11 protein-coding genes, 1 rRNA gene and 1 riboswitch are annotated in these 14249 nt (G+C 56.5%); of the genes, 9 read left to right on the forward strand and 3 right to left on the reverse strand.

Annotation, left to right across the window (positions count from 1 at the left end):
• Positions 1-208: 208 nt before the first annotated feature.
• Positions 209-1360 (reverse strand): acetylornithine deacetylase, encoded by a 1152-nt coding sequence (gene argE / locus L6R44_RS14535; protein ID WP_014885690.1) that lies wholly within the window; start codon positions 1358-1360, stop codon positions 209-211.
• 88 nt (positions 1361-1448) lie between these two features.
• On the opposite strand from argE, the gene argC reads away from it, so the two are divergent.
• The 4 genes from argC (at position 1449) to oxyR (ending at position 5959) form a co-directional block, all read left to right on the forward strand.
• The gene (gene argC / locus L6R44_RS14540) at positions 1449-2453 is read left to right on the forward strand and encodes an N-acetyl-gamma-glutamyl-phosphate reductase (RefSeq protein ID WP_237424595.1); all 1005 of its coding nucleotides are present in this window, start codon (positions 1449-1451) and stop codon (positions 2451-2453) included.
• 6 nt (positions 2454-2459) lie between these two features.
• A complete protein-coding gene (argB, locus tag L6R44_RS14545) occupies positions 2460-3236 on the forward strand; it encodes an acetylglutamate kinase (protein ID WP_086379950.1) in 777 nt (258 codons plus the stop codon).
• Between the two features lie 101 nt (positions 3237-3337).
• Positions 3338-4711 (forward strand): argininosuccinate lyase, encoded by a 1374-nt coding sequence (argH, locus tag L6R44_RS14550; protein WP_237424596.1) that lies wholly within the window; start codon positions 3338-3340, stop codon positions 4709-4711.
• Positions 4712-5041: 330 nt separating this feature from the next.
• Positions 5042-5959: a DNA-binding transcriptional regulator OxyR gene (gene oxyR / locus L6R44_RS14555; protein ID WP_014885686.1), complete on the forward strand. Its 918-nt coding sequence runs from the start codon at positions 5042-5044 to the stop codon at positions 5957-5959.
• On the opposite strand, the gene sthA is transcribed toward oxyR, so the two are convergent.
• Complete coding sequence (sthA, locus tag L6R44_RS14560; RefSeq protein ID WP_008501785.1) at positions 5942-7342, reverse strand: Si-specific NAD(P)(+) transhydrogenase; 1401 nt, start codon at positions 7340-7342, stop codon at positions 5942-5944. The genes oxyR and sthA overlap by 18 nt on opposite strands.
• Positions 7343-7538: 196 nt before the next feature.
• On the opposite strand from sthA, the gene fabR reads away from it, so the two are divergent.
• Positions 7539-8177, forward strand: a complete 639-nt coding sequence (gene fabR / locus L6R44_RS14565; RefSeq protein ID WP_008501784.1) for an HTH-type transcriptional repressor FabR — start codon at positions 7539-7541, stop codon at positions 8175-8177.
• A 9-nt stretch (positions 8178-8186) separates the two neighbouring features.
• The gene (locus L6R44_RS14570; protein ID WP_008501783.1) at positions 8187-8546 is read left to right on the forward strand and encodes a YijD family membrane protein; all 360 of its coding nucleotides are present in this window, start codon (positions 8187-8189) and stop codon (positions 8544-8546) included.
• A gap of 90 nt (positions 8547-8636) precedes the next feature.
• Here the strand turns inward: L6R44_RS14570 and trmA are convergent, their stop codons facing one another.
• Positions 8637-9737: a tRNA (uridine(54)-C5)-methyltransferase TrmA gene (gene trmA, locus L6R44_RS14575; RefSeq protein ID WP_237424597.1), complete on the reverse strand. Its 1101-nt coding sequence runs from the start codon at positions 9735-9737 to the stop codon at positions 8637-8639.
• Between the two features lie 104 nt (positions 9738-9841).
• Positions 9842-10017: riboswitch (cobalamin riboswitch) on the forward strand.
• A gap of 66 nt (positions 10018-10083) precedes the next feature.
• Here trmA and btuB point away from each other — a divergent pair.
• The 3 genes from btuB to L6R44_RS14590 all read left to right on the forward strand — a co-directional run.
• The gene (gene btuB, locus L6R44_RS14580) at positions 10084-11937 is read left to right on the forward strand and encodes a TonB-dependent vitamin B12 receptor BtuB (protein WP_237424598.1); all 1854 of its coding nucleotides are present in this window, start codon (positions 10084-10086) and stop codon (positions 11935-11937) included.
• Positions 11882-12733, forward strand: a complete 852-nt coding sequence (gene murI / locus L6R44_RS14585; RefSeq protein ID WP_032644179.1) for a glutamate racemase — start codon at positions 11882-11884, stop codon at positions 12731-12733. Before btuB ends, murI begins: the two co-directional genes overlap by 56 nt.
• A 382-nt stretch (positions 12734-13115) precedes the next feature.
• Positions 13116-14249: ribosomal RNA gene (locus L6R44_RS14590) — 16S ribosomal RNA — on the forward strand; the annotation flags it as partial.

Here is a 14249-nt window from a genome sequence, read left to right on the forward strand (position 1 = left end):
CGTCAATTGCTGCGAAAACGGTTCAGCAAACGAATAAATGTGGGCAATTTACGAAATTTAATTCGCATTGCGTCAGATAAGAGATGCTTATGGGAATGTGACGGAGATCGCGGGATTTACTCCCCTCACCCTGCCCTCTCCCCTAAGGGGAGAGGGTGTTCAAATTCCCTCTCCCCTTAGGGGAGAGGGGTAGGGTGAGGGGTAGTTTTTAATGCCAGCAGAAGTGGTGCACAACCTGGGTAATCAACTCGCGGGTGGGCTTGATGAAGCGCGTCTCCAGATACTCATCCGGCTGGTGCGCCTGGTTGATGGAGCCCGGGCCAAGGACCAGCGTCGGGCACAGCGTCTGAATGAACGGCGCTTCGGTACAGTAGTTCACCACGTCGGTTTTTTCGCCAAGCAGTTTTTCCACCACTTCAACCAGCTGGTGATCCGGCGGGCATTCGTAACCCGGGATCGGCGGATGCAGTTCGGAAACCGTCAGGCGGCCCGGCCAGCGCTCGCTTACCGGAGCCAGGGCCTCATTCAGCAGGCCGTCGAGATCGCTCAGGGTCATGCCCGGCAGCGGGCGGATGTCCATATGCAGTTCGCAGCAGGCGCAGATACGGTTAGAGGCATCGCCGCCGTGCAGGCTGCCGAGGTTTAGCGTCGGATACGGCACGGTGAACGCGTCGTAGTGATAACGCTCTTTCAGCGAGTCGCGCAGGGTCATGATGCGGCCAATGGCGTCATGCATCAGCTCAATCGCATTGACGCCGCGAGCCGGATCGCTGGAGTGGCCGGACTGGCCCAGCACGCGCACGGCGGTAGAGATATGGCCTTTGTGCGCGCGAATAGGCTGCAGAGACGTCGGCTCGCCGATGATGGCGCAATCCGGACGAATTGACGTGTTTTCAGAGAAGTAGCGCGCGCCCGCCATGCTGGTCTCTTCATCGGCGGTCGCCAGAATGTAGAGCGGTTTTTTCAGCTTCGTCACGTCCACGTCACGCAGCGCGTCGAGGATAAAGGCGAAGAAGCCTTTCATGTCGGCGGTGCCCAGACCGTAGAGCTTGTTGTCGTGCTCGGTCAGGGTGAAGGGATCGCGCGTCCAGCGGCCATCGTCAAACGGCACGGTATCGGTATGACCGGCCAGCAGCAGGCCGCCCGCACCGGTTCCGGTGCTGGCCAGCAGGTTAAATTTGTGGCGAGTGCCGGGGACGGGCTGAACCTCAACGTTAAACCCAAGATCGCTAAACCAACCCGCCAGCAGATTGATTAAAGACTCATTGCTCTGATCCAGCGCTTCTTCCGTTGCGCTGATGGACGGTGTGGCAATCAGGGCGCGGTAGATCTCGATAAATGGCGGTAAGTTCATTTTCATTGTTGACACACCTTAGGTCGTGATAGTATCAATATTCATGCAATAAATGTGAATAAAAATACATTAACGTTGAGCATAAAGGAACCCGATGTTGAATACGCTGATTGTAGGCGCTAGCGGTTATGCGGGCGCAGAGCTTGTAAGCTACGTAAATCGCCACCCTCATATGACCATAACCGCTTTGACCGTGTCAGCGCAAAGCAATGATGCAGGAAAGTTAATTTCCGATTTGCATCCGCAGCTTAGGGGCATTGTTGACCTGCCGCTGCAGCCGATGTCTGACATCAGCGAGTTTACCGACGGCGTCGACGTGGTGTTTTTAGCCACCGCGCACGAGGTCAGCCACGACCTGGCGCCGCAGTTCCTGGCGGCCGGCTGCGTGGTGTTCGACCTCTCCGGCGCGTTCCGCGTTAACGACGGCGCGTTCTACCAAAAATATTATGGTTTCACCCATCAGCACCCGGATCTGCTGGAAAAAGCGGTTTACGGCCTGGCGGAGTGGAGCGCAGACAAACTGAAAGAGGCGGATCTGATTGCCGTGCCGGGCTGCTACCCGACGGCGGCGCAGCTTTCCCTGAAGCCGCTGATCGACGCAGGTCTGCTGGATCTCAACCAGTGGCCAGTGATCAACGCCACCAGCGGCGTGAGCGGCGCAGGGCGTAAGGCGGCGATCGCTAATAGCTTCTGTGAAGTGAGCCTTCAGCCGTACGGCGTGTTTAATCACCGTCATCACCCTGAAATCACGACGCACCTGGGCGCGGACGTCATTTTCACGCCGCATCTGGGCAGCTTTCCGCGGGGGATCCTCGAAACCATCACCTGCCGCCTGAAGCCGGGCGTGAGCAAAGAGCAGGTCAGCGAGGCCTTAACGCAGGCGTATGCGGATAAACCGCTGGTGCGCCTGTACGACAAAGGCGTGCCGGCGCTGAAAAACGTGGTTGGCCTGCCGTTCTGCGACATCGGCTTTGCCGTGCAGGGCGAGCATCTCATCGTGGTGGCTGCAGAAGATAACTTACTGAAAGGCGCTGCCGCACAGGCAATGCAGTGTGCAAATATTCGTTTCGGTTTCCCGGAAACGCAGGCTCTTATTTAAGGTGTGATGATGAACCCATTAATTATCAAACTCGGTGGTGTACTGCTGGACAGCGAAGAAGCGCTGGAGCGTCTGTTTACCGCGCTGGTGAACTATCGCGAATCACACCAGCGTCCGCTGGTGATTGTGCACGGCGGCGGCTGCGTGGTGGATGAGCTGATGAAAGGGCTCAACCTGCCGGTGATCAAGAAAAACGGCCTGCGCGTCACGCCCGCTGACCAGATCGACATCATTACCGGCGCGCTGGCGGGCACGGCGAACAAAACGCTGCTGGCGTGGGCGAAGAAGCACCACATTGCCTCCGTTGGCCTCTATCTGGGCGATGGCGACAGCGTAAAAGTGACCCAGCTCGATGAAGCGCTCGGCCACGTTGGACTGGCGCAGCCGGGTTCGCCTAAGCTGATTAACACGCTGCTGGAAGGCGGTTTCCTGCCGGTGGTGAGCTCTATCGGCGTGACCGACGCGGGTGAGCTGATGAACGTTAACGCGGATCAGGCGGCAACGGCGCTGGCGGCTACGCTGGGTGCGGATCTGATCCTGCTCTCCGACGTGAGCGGCATTCTGGACGGTAAAGGCCAGCGCATCGCGGAAATGACCGCAGCCAAAGCCGAACAGCTGATCGCGCAGGGCATTATTACCGACGGCATGATCGTCAAAGTGAACGCCGCGCTGGATGCGGCGCGCACGCTGGGCCGCCCGGTGGATATCGCCTCCTGGCGTCACGCCGAGCAGCTCCCGGCGCTGTTTAACGGCACGCCGATTGGCACGCGTATTCTGGCTTAAGATTTACTGCCCGGCGGCGCTCTGCTTGCCGGGCCTACAAGACCGTAGGCCGGGTAAGCGAAGCGCCACCCGGCGGAACTAACGAATAAAGGAAGCATGTTATGGCACTTTGGGGTGGGCGTTTTACACAGGCAGCGGATCAGCGGTTCAAACAGTTCAATGACTCTTTGCGCTTCGACTACCGCCTGGCCGAACAGGATATCGTCGGCTCTGTGGCCTGGTCCAAAGCGCTGGTGACCGTTGGCGTGCTGAGCGCTGAGGAACAGCTCCAGCTGGAAGAGGCGCTGAATAACCTGCTGGAAGAGGTGCGTCTGGATCCGCAGCAAATCCTGCAGAGCGACGCCGAAGATATTCACAGCTGGGTGGAAGGCAAACTTATCGACAAAGTCGGTCAGCTGGGTAAAAAGCTGCACACCGGCCGTAGCCGTAACGACCAGGTCGCTACCGACCTGAAGCTGTGGTGTAAAGAGACCGTTGGCGAGCTGCTGGCAGCTAACCGTCAGCTGCAGACCGCGCTGGTGGAGACCGCGCAGAACAATCAGGACGCCGTGATGCCGGGCTATACCCACCTGCAGCGCGCGCAGCCGGTGACCTTTGCCCACTGGTGTCTGGCCTACGTTGAGATGCTGGCGCGTGACGAAAGCCGTCTGCAGGATACCCTGAAGCGTCTGGACGTCAGCCCGCTGGGCAGCGGCGCGCTGGCCGGTACGGCGTATGAAATCGACCGTGAACAGCTCGCAGGCTGGCTGGGCTTTGCGTCCGCCACCCGCAACAGCCTGGACAGCGTTTCTGACCGCGACCACGTGCTGGAGCTGCTCTCCAATGCGTCTATCGGGATGGTGCACCTGTCGCGCTTTGCCGAAGACCTGATCTTCTTTAACTCCGGTGAAGCGGGCTTCGTCGAGCTGTCCGACCGCGTTACCTCAGGCTCGTCCCTGATGCCGCAGAAGAAAAACCCGGACGCGCTGGAGCTGATCCGCGGGAAGTGTGGCCGCGTGCAGGGCGCGCTGACCGGCATGATGATGACCCTGAAAGGGCTGCCGCTGGCGTACAATAAAGACATGCAGGAAGACAAAGAAGGGCTGTTCGACGCGCTCGACACCTGGCTGGACTGTCTGCACATGGGCGCGCTGGTGCTGGACGGCATTCAGGTGAAACGTCCGCGCTGCCAGGAAGCGGCGCAGCAGGGCTATGCGAACTCTACCGAGCTGGCGGATTATCTGGTGGCGAAAGGCGTACCGTTCCGCGAGGCGCACCATATTGTGGGTGAAGCGGTAGTAGAAGCCATTCGTCAGGGCAAACCGCTGGAAGATCTGGCGCTGGCCGACCTGCAGAAGTTCAGCGCGGTGATTGGGGATGATGTGTATCCGATTCTGGCGCTGCAGTCCTGCCTGGATAAGCGTGCCGCGAAGGGCGGCGTGTCGCCGAAGCAGGTGGCGCAGGCGATTGCGGATGCGAAAAACCGGTTGGTTTGAGGACAGTGCGGGTGGGTGCCCTCACCCCAACCCTCTCCCACGGGGAGAGGGAGCAACACTAAAAATGGCAACTTCGGTTGCCATTTTGCTTTTATCCCCCAGGCTTTTTTACGCAAAAAAAAAAGCGGACCACGGGGTCCGCAAAAGTTCACGTTGGCTTTAGTTGTTCGAGTTTTGAGAGAAACTCGCTGACGGTGCGGGGTCGTTTTGGGTCAAACACGTGCCGCCTCGTCTATGTGGCGTATTATTCAACAGAATGCTTGATAGGGATAATCGTTCGTTGCTATGCTATCTATCGCCATGAACTATCGTGGCGACGGAGGATGAATAATGAATATTCGCGATCTTGAATACCTGGTAGCGTTAGCCGAGCATCGTCACTTTCGCCGCGCGGCAGATTCCTGCCACGTTAGCCAGCCCACGCTGAGCGGCCAGATCCGCAAGCTGGAAGACGAGCTGGGCGTGATGCTGCTGGAGCGCACCAGTCGTAAGGTTCTGTTCACACAGGCAGGTCTGCTGCTGGTGGATCAGGCGCGTACCGTGCTGCGCGAGGTCAAAGTGCTCAAGGAAATGGCAAGCCAGCAGGGGGAGGCGATGTCCGGCCCGCTGCATATTGGCCTGATCCCAACCGTTGGCCCGTACCTGCTGCCGCACATCATTCCGATGCTGCACCAGACGTTCCCGAAACTCGAAATGTACCTGCACGAAGCGCAAACCCATCAGCTGCTGGCGCAGCTGGACAGCGGCAAGCTCGACTGCGCCATTCTGGCGCTGGTGAAAGAGAGCGAAGCGTTTATTGAAGTGCCGCTGTTCGATGAGCCGATGATGCTGGCGATCTATGAAGATCACCCGTGGGCGAACCGCGATCGCGTGCCGATGGCCGATCTGGCCGGCGAAAAGCTGCTGATGCTGGAAGACGGCCACTGCCTGCGCGATCAGGCGATGGGCTTCTGCTTTGAAGCGGGTGCGGATGAGGATACCCACTTCCGCGCAACCAGCCTGGAAACGCTGCGTAATATGGTTGCGGCGGGAAGCGGTATTACGCTGCTGCCTGCGCTGGCCGTGCCGCGCGAGCGTAAACGTGATGGCGTGGTCTATCTGCCGTGCATTAAGCCGGAGCCGCGTCGTACCATCGGACTGGTCTATCGTCCGGGGTCACCGCTGCGCAGCCGCTATGAGCAGCTGGCAGAGGCCATCCGCGGTGCGATGGATGGCCATTTCGATAACGCGTTAAAACAGGCGGTTTAAGCCGTTCAGCGCGGCGACCCGATAGGCTTCCGCCATGGTCGGGTAGTTAAAGGTGGTGTTAACGAAGTACTCAATGGTGTTACCGCCGCCTTTCTGCTCCATTATCGCCTGGCCGATATGAATGATTTCCGCCGCGCGTTCGCCAAAGCAGTGAATGCCGAGGATCTCCTTCGTTTCGCGGTGGAACAGGATCTTCAGCGTCCCCACGCTCATCCCCACGATTTGCGCCCGCGCCAGATGTTTAAACTGCGCGCGACCCACCTCGTAAGGCACCTTCATTGACGTCAGCTGCTGCTCGGTTTTCCCGACAGAACTGATTTCCGGGATGGTGTAGATACCCGTTGGAATATCTTCGATCAGGTGTGCCGTTGCTTCGCCTTTTACCAGCGCCTGAGCGGCAATGCGGCCCTGGTCATAAGCGGCTGATGCCAGGCTTGGATAGCCAATCACGTCGCCGACCGCGTAAACGTGCGGCAGGGCGGTCTGGTACATGCTGTTGACCTTGAGCTGACCGCGGCTGTCGGTCTCAAGACCGATATTTTCCAGCTGCAGGGAATCGGTGTTGCCGGTGCGACCGTTGGCGTACAGCAGGCAGTCTGCTTTCAGCTTCTTTCCGGACTTCAGGTGCATAATCACCCCGTCGTCACAGCCTTCAATCTTCTCGTACTCTTCGTTGTGGCGAATCACCACGCCGCTGTTCCAGAAGTGGTAGGAGAGGGAGTCTGACATCTCCTGATCGAGGAATGCCAGCAGGCGGTCGCGGGTGTTGATCAGGTCAACTTTGACGTCCATTCCGCGGAAGATCGACGCATATTCGCAGCCAATGACCCCTGCGCCGTAGATAATAACGTGGCGGGGTTCATGGTGCAGGCTCAGAATCGAGTCGCTGTCGTAGACGCGCGGGTGCGAGAAGTCCACGTCGGCCGGATGGTACGGACGCGAGCCGCAGGCAATCACAAATTTCTCTGCGGTGATGGTCTCAACCGACCCATCGTGGCATTCGAGTGCCAGGGTATGTTCATCCACAAAATGCGCGTTGCCCTGCAAAATCTCACAGTGGTTACGCTCATAAAACCCCTGACGCATGCGCGTCTGCTGGTTAATGACGGTATCCGCGTGGTTCAGGATGTCGGCAAAGGAGGAACGAAGAAGTCGGGAGTGGTCGCTGTAAAGAGGGTTCTGGTTAAATTCGATAATGCGGCTAACGGCGTGGCGGAGGGCTTTCGAAGGGATGGTGCCCCAGTGGGTGCAACCGCCGCCGACATTATGGTAGCGCTCAATGACCGCTACTCTGGCTCCCTGTTTCACCAGACCCATAGCAGCACCTTCGCCGCCGGGGCCGGAACCAATAACTATTGCGTCGTAATCGTAGGAATGTGGCATGGCAAGGCTTACCTGTTCTTATACATAAAAGCAACAGAATCATAACATCATTGCCAGGGTAACCCAATTATCGTTGTGCTTTTTTCCGGCAGTGGAGCACAAACCGCACGTAAACAATCATTCACAAAGCCAGGCAAACAGATTAATTTTATTCTCTGGTATAGTGCCGGCAGGCCTTTGGAAGGATTCAACTATCGTGATGGGCGTAAGAGCACAACAAAAAGAGAAAACCCGGCGTTCGCTGGTGGAAGCCGCATTCAGTCAACTGAGTGCTGAGCGGAGTTTTGCCAGTTTGAGCCTGCGCGAAGTCGCACGCGAGGCCGGGATTGCGCCAACGTCCTTCTATCGTCACTTCCGTGACGTGGATGAGCTGGGCCTGACCATGGTCGACGAAAGCGGGCTGATGCTGCGCCAGCTGATGCGCCAGGCGCGTCAGCGTATCGCGAAAGGCGGCAGCGTGATCCGCACTTCCGTGTCGACCTTCATGGAATTTATCGGCAATAACCCCAACGCGTTTCGTCTGCTTCTGCGCGAGCGTTCGGGCACATCGGCGGCGTTTCGTGCCGCCGTCGCGCGTGAAATTCAGCACTTTATCGCGGAACTTGCCGACTATCTTGAACTCGAAAACCATATGCCGCGTGCGTTTACTGAAGCACAGGCCGAGGCGATGGTGACGATTGTTTTCAGCGCGGGTGCCGAAGCGCTGGACGTCAGCATTGAACAACGCAAGCAGCTTGAAGAGCGACTGGTATTGCAGCTCAGGATGATATCCAAAGGCGCGTACTACTGGTATCGCCGTGAACAAGAGAAACTGGCACATCAAACCGAAGAGTGAAGGTGAGTAATGAAACAGTCAGGTCAGGATAAAGGGACGCTGTTGCTGGCATTGATCGCTGGCTTATCCATTAATGGAACGTTTGCCGCTATTTTTAGCTCAATTGTTCCATTTTCGATTTTCCCGCTTATTGCGCTGGTGCTGACGGTGTACTGCCTGCATCAACGTTACCTGAACCGCACCATGCCGGTGGGGTTACCGGGGCTGGCCGCCGCCTGCTTTATTCTGGGCGTATTGCTGTACAGCACGGTGGTGCGCGCGGAGTATCCGGATATCGGCTCTAACTTCTTCCCTGCGGTGCTGTCTGTTGCGCTGGTGTTCTGGATTGGCTCGCGCATGCGAAGCCGTAAGAGCCAGTTACCAGAGTAAAGGGTTTTGTCGTTGTAGGCCGGATAAGCGAAGCGCCATCCGGCTTTTTTGGCAGGTGGCGCTGCGCTTACCTGCCCTACAGGGTCCACATTATTTCGCCGTGAGCAGTACGCCGCACTCCATATGGTGCGTATACGGGAACTGATCGAACAGCGCCAGCCGTTCAACCTTGTGCGTCTGGCCTAATGTTTCAAGGTTCTTGCACAGCGTCTCCGGGTTACAGGAGATGTACAAAATACGCGGGTACGCCTGCACCATCTTCTCGGTTTCGCTGTCCAGGCCACTGCGCGGCGGGTCGACAAAAATCGTCTCACACCGGTAGCTCTTGAGATCGATCCCTTCCAGGCGGTTAAACTGGCGAACGCCGTTCATGGCCTGCGTGAACTCTTCTGCGGCCATACGAACGATCTGCACGTTGTCGATATGGTTGGCGGCAATGTTGTACTGCGCGGCGGCCACCGACGGCTTGGCGATTTCCGTTGCCAGCACGCGATCGAAGTTACGCGCCAGCGCCAGCGAGAAGTTGCCGTTACCGCAGTACAGCTCAAGCAGGTCGCCTTTTGAGCCTTCCGTCGCCTTCAGCGCCCATTCCAGCATCTGCACGTTCATGGCGGCGTTCGGCTGGGTGAAGCTGTTCTCGACCTGACGATACACCATCTCTTTACCCGCCACCGGCAGGCGCTCGTCAATGTAGTCCTGATCCAGCATGATTTTGGTTTTGGTCGCCCGGCCAATCAGGTGAACGTTGATGTTCTGCGCGCGAAGCGCATCGCGCAGGGCTTCTGCCTGCTCGCGCCATTCGTCGTTAAGCGCTTTGTGATACAGCAGAGAGACAATCGCCTGATTGCTTTGCGTGGTCAGGTAATCAATCTGGAACAGCTTGTTACGCAGTACCGGATTGTTGCGCACGCCGTCCATTATCAGCGTCATCAATTGGTTAATGAGCTCGCTCGCCGCCGGAAAGCTGTCCACGCGAATGCGGGACTTCGTCTGCTGATCGAAAATGATGTGGTACAGGTCGTCACCGTCGTGCCAGATGCGGAACTCGGCGCGCATGCGGTAGTGGCTGACGGGGGAGCGGAACACCTCGGGTACGGGCGCGTTGAACGGCGTCATCATACTTTGCAGACGGACAACTTTTTCGGCCAGCTGCGCGTCGTACTGTTCTGTTGGGAGGTGTTCTGGGGTCATGATGCGTCCTGAGTGATAATGAATTACGCGGGGATTGTAGGCATTGTTCAGGGGATGTCCAGATTTAATGCCCAATAGCTGTCTGGACATCCATACGTGTCTAATTGTAGCATTCTGTTTCCGGTCTCCTGAGAGTGAAAAGGGAATCCAGTGTAAATCTGGAGCTGACGCGCAGCGGTAATGACTGGCGGGATGAGCGTAGTAGACACTGTGAAAATGGGAAGTCTTCATCCTTATATAGCCACCTAGCCCGAAGACCTGCCGGGATCACGTCGCATTTGGTTTCATCATCGCGTGCTATCGATGAGGCCTGCGGCATCCTTCTTATATTGTGGATGCTTTAACAATGATTAAAAAAGTATCGCTGTTGACGGCGTTGTCCGTCACGGCATTTTCGGGCTGGGCGCAGGATAGCGCAGACTCGTTGGTGGTGACGGCAAATCGTTTTGAACAACCGGCAAAAACCGTTCTGGCACCGACGTCCGTCGTGACGCGTGAAGATATTGAGCGCTGGCAGGCTAAGAGCGTGGTGGAAATCATGTCACGTCTGCCTGGCGTGGATATCGCGCAAAGCGGTGGAATGGGCTCGAACTCTTCGACTTTTATTCGCGGAACGGAATCTCGCCATGTGCTGGTGCTGGTTGACGGTATTCCTTTGAATAACGCTGGGATCAGCAACGTTCCCGATCTGAGCCAAATCCCGACCTCGCTGATTCAGCGTATTGAGTACATCCGTGGTCCGCGTTCAGCCCTGTATGGCTCCGACGCGATTGGTGGCGTGATTAACATCATTACCGGACGTGATAAGCCGGGTGCAGAAATCTCAGCGGGCGTTGGCTCTAAGGGATATCAGACCTATGATGGCGCTTTCCAGCAGGTGCTGGATAAAACCAAAATCACCATGGCGGGTAACTACACCTATACCCGGGGTTTTGACATCGCCGCAAAAGATGCGCCGCGCCAGCCTGACCGCGATGGCTTTATGAGTAAATCGCTGTACGGCTCCGTGGAACAGCAGATTACCGACAGCGTGAGCGGCTTCTTCCGTGGCTTTGGTTATGACAACCGCACCGCGTATGACGGTTACGATCACTACGACGCTAACTTTATGGTGGATGGCCGCCCTGATACGCGTCAGCTCTACAGCCAGAACTGGGATACCGGTCTGCGTTACAACCAGGGGATTTTCCAGTCGCAGCTGGTGGCGGGTTACGGTCGCAGTAAAGATCAGAACTATGATCCGAAAAAAGGACGTTATGCCGATTCCGCCACTATGGATGACGTGAAGCAGTATACGACCCAATGGCTCAATACCGTGGAAGTCGGTCACGGCAACATCGGCGCAGGCCTGGACTGGCAGAAGCAGAAGACGCAGGCCGGAACGGGCTACCTGGATAAAGGTTACGAACAACGCAATACCGGCGTGTTTGTTTCGGCGATGCAGCAGTTCAGCAGCGTGACGCTGGAAGCGGCGGCGCGTAATGACGATAACTCCAACTTTGGTAACCATGGAACCTGGCAAACCAGCGCAGCGTGGGAGTTTGTGGATGGCTATCGCGTGATTGCCTCCTACGGTACGGCATTTAAAGCGCCGACCATGAGCCAGATCCACAGCGCCTCTTACGGTAATCCGGATCTTAAACCGGAGGAGAGCAAGCAGTGGGAAGGGGGCTTTGAAGGCCTGACGGGACCGGTTAACTGGCGTATCACCGGTTATCGCAATGACATCGATAATCTTATTAGCAGCGATCCGCATACGTATCGTTATTGCAACGTTGATGAAGCGCGTATCAAAGGGGTGGAAGCCACGGCACAGTTCGATACTGGTCCGGTTGGGCATCAGATTTCCTATGATTACGTTGACCCGCGTAATGCCAAAACTAACGAAGTGCTGGCCCGCCGTTCTAAGCAGCAGGTTAAGTATCAGCTTGACTGGCAGGTATGGGATCTCGACTGGAATCTTGCCTACCGTTACCTTGGCACCCGCTATGATGTCGCGATTGATCCAGACACCTATTCGTCAGAGCGCGTGAAAATGGGCGGTGTCAGCCTGTGGGATGTCGCCGTTTCATATCCTGTCACCTCACACCTCACAGTTCGTGGTAAAATAGCCAACCTGTTCGATAAAGATTACGAGACAGTTTATGGCTACCAAACTGCAGGACGGGAATACACCTTGTCTGGCAGCTACACCTTCTAATCCGCGTCCCACCGTGCTGGTGTTTGATTCCGGCGTCGGTGGGCTTTCGGTCTATGATGAGATTCGGCATCTCCTGCCGGATCTCCATTACATCTACGCCTTCGATAACGTCGCTTTCCCATATGGGGAAAAGAGCGAAGATTTTATTGTGGCGCGCGTGGTTGAAATCGTCACTGCGGTACAAAAGCGCTATCCCCTTGCGCTGGCCGTCATCGCCTGTAATACGGCGAGCACCGTTTCCCTTCCCGCTCTGCGTGAAAAATTCCCATTCCCGGTAGTGGGCGTTGTTCCTGCGATAAAGCCTGCCGCGCGTCTGACGGCGAACGGCATTGTAGGGTTGCTGGCCACGCGTGGCACGGTAAAGCGTCCTTATACCCGCGAGCTGATCGACCGTTTTGCTAACGAATGCCAGATTGCGATGCTCGGCTCGGCTGAGCTGGTGGAGATGGCAGAAGCGAAGCTGCACGGAAAGGCGGTATCACTCGACGAGCTGCGCCGTATTCTTCGTCCGTGGCTGCGGATGCCCGAACCGCCGGATACCGTTGTGCTGGGCTGTACCCACTTCCCGCTATTGCAGGAAGAGCTATTAGAGGTACTGCCGGAGGGAACACGGCTGGTGGATTCCGGCGCGGCTATCGCACGTCGGACGGCCTGGCTGCTGGAACATGAAGCGCCGGATGCGAAATCTGCCGATGCGAATATCGCGTTTTGTATGGCCATCACGAAAGAGACTGAGCAACTTTTACCCGTTTTACGCCGTTATGGCTTTGAAACGCTCGAAAAACTGGCGCTGTAGCACGGTTTTGAGCAAAAAAGAGACGGTTGAAAGTTTTTTTTAAAAGAGGGGTTGTCAACGTCTGAGAACTCCCTATAATGCGCCTCCACTGACACGGAACAACGGCTTACAGGCCGCCGGGTTAGCGGGGTTCAGAGATGAACGCCAGCAGAGAAAAGCAAAAATAATCGCTTGACTCTGAATGAGGAAAACGTAATATACGGGACCTCGCAACGGTGAGCTGAAAGCCGCGTTGCACTGCTCTTTAACAATTTATCAGACAATCTGTGTGGGCACTCAAAGTGACATGGATTCTTAATGTCTTCGGACAATAAATGAATACCAAGTCTCTGAGTGAACATACGTAATTCATTACGAAGTTTAATTCACGAGCATCAAACTTAAATTGAAGAGTTTGATCATGGCTCAGATTGAACGCTGGCGGCAGGCCTAACACATGCAAGTCGAGCGGTAGCACAGAGGAGCTTGCTCCTCGGGTGACGAGCGGCGGACGGGTGAGTAATGTCTGGGAAACTGCCTGATGGAGGGGGATAACTACTGGAAACGGTAGCTAATACCGCATAACGTCGCAAGACCAAAGAGGGGGACCTTCGGGCCTCTTGCCATCAGATGTGCCCAGATGGGATTAGCTAGTAGGTGGGGTAACGGCTCACCTAGGCGACGATCCCTAGCTGGTCTGAGAGGATGACCAGCCACACTGGAACTGAGACACGGTCCAGACTCCTACGGGAGGCAGCAGTGGGGAATATTGCACAATGGGCGCAAGCCTGATGCAGCCATGCCGCGTGTATGAAGAAGGCCTTCGGGTTGTAAAGTACTTTCAGCGGGGAGGAAGGTGTTGAGGTTAATAACCTCAGCAATTGACGTTACCCGCAGAAGAAGCACCGGCTAACTCCGTGCCAGCAGCCGCGGTAATACGGAGGGTGCAAGCGTTAATCGGAATTACTGGGCGTAAAGCGCACGCAGGCGGTCTGTCAAGTCGGATGTGAAATCCCCGGGCTCAACCTGGGAACTGCATTCGAAACTGGCAGGCTAGAGTCTTGTAGAGGGGGGTAGAATTCCAGGTGTAGCGGTGAAATGCGTAGAGATCTGGAGGAATACCGGTGGCGAAGGCGGCCCCCTGGACAAAGACTGACGCTCAGGTGCGAAAGCGTGGGGAGCAAACAGGATTAGATACCCTGGTAGTCCACGCCGTAAACGATGTCGACTTGGAGGTTGTGCCCTTGAGGCGTGGCTTCCGGAGCTAACGCGTTAAGTCGACCGCCTGGGGAGTACGGCCGCAAGGTTAAAACTCAAATGAATTGACGGGGGCCCGCACAAGCGGTGGAGCATGTGGTTTAATTCGATGCAACGCGAAGAACCTTACCTACTCTTGACATCCAGAGAACTTTCCAGAGATGGATTGGTGCCTTCGGGAACTCTGAGACAGGTGCTGCATGGCTGTCGTCAGCTCGTGTTGTGAAATGTTGGGTTAAGTCCCGCAACGAGCGCAACCCTTATCCTTTGTTGCCAGCGA

Source organism: Enterobacter cloacae complex sp. ECC445 (assembly GCF_021892025.1).
In the GTDB taxonomy this organism is placed as follows: Bacteria; Pseudomonadota; Gammaproteobacteria; order Enterobacterales; family Enterobacteriaceae; genus Enterobacter; species Enterobacter chengduensis.